The organism is Areca yellow leaf disease phytoplasma, assembly GCF_041920595.1.
Genome location: NZ_CP169277.1, coordinates 21814 through 22728, shown reverse-complemented (window position 1 = coordinate 22728; position 915 = coordinate 21814). Strand labels below are relative to the sequence as shown.

Genomic DNA, 915 nt, shown 5'->3' with positions numbered 1-915 from the left:
GTACTTCGTTCCAGTTACGTATTAGCAGGGAAAACAAAGGTTTTTTTCTAGAAAAAAAATAAAAAAAATAATTAATATTTGCAAACAAAAACAATTAGATATGATTTATTATTGTATGCAAAAAGATCTTACTTAACAGAGATGCAAAAGAACTACAAATCACTTCTTTGATTGAAAGCTCATGGAAAAAAGTAGTTTTGGTGGATCACAGTGAAATTTTATTTCAAAAAAAAACCTCAAAAATGGCTTTTTTAATTTTCTTATTTACAAATCCTTACAAAAATTTAGATTTATATTTTTTTGCAGAAAAAACAACTAAAGCATCTGAAGTTCAAAAAAATTTGGGAAAAATATTGTCTTTGCAAAACGACAAACAGTTTGGAGAAAAAGATTTTTTTAAATATATCATAGGAAGTTTTTCAAAAAGATGGTTTTCAAATCGATACCAAAGCTATACAAGAATTGGTAAAGGTAAAACTAACTATAATCTTTATTTATTAAATAAAGGAATAACAAAAATCAAATTATTTCAATCCAAAATGATAAAAATATAACTTGGCAATTGGTGCAAAAAATCAATGCTTTTAAAGAAAATGATAATATTTTTGGATTAATTAATCTTTTTTAAAACAAAATTATATTGATGCTTATCAAATGTATCAAAACTTAAAAACGCAAAAAAACAATGCTTTTCATGTTATAAATCAATTAACATAAAATTAAAGAATTGTTATTGGTAAAGAAATGTTGCAACAAAAAAAAAGCCCAGAAGAAGTGCAAAAAGTTTTGCCAGTTTCAAAAGGCAAAGTATTTTTTTTAATGAAAGAAGCAAAATTGATTGAAACGCAAAAATTAAATACACTGTTTTTAGATTTAATAAATTTAAAATATCAAATTAAAATGGAGCAATACGCT

1 protein-coding gene is annotated in these 915 nt (G+C 23.4%); it reads left to right on the top strand.

Going from position 1 to position 915, the window contains the following annotated elements; genetic code table 11:
* The first annotated feature begins 167 nt into the window (after positions 1–167).
* Entirely contained in the window at positions 168–554 is a 387-nt protein-coding gene (locus ACEW7V_RS00120) for a hypothetical protein (RefSeq protein ID WP_374695480.1), read from the top strand.
* The last annotated feature ends 361 nt before the right edge of the window (positions 555–915 follow it).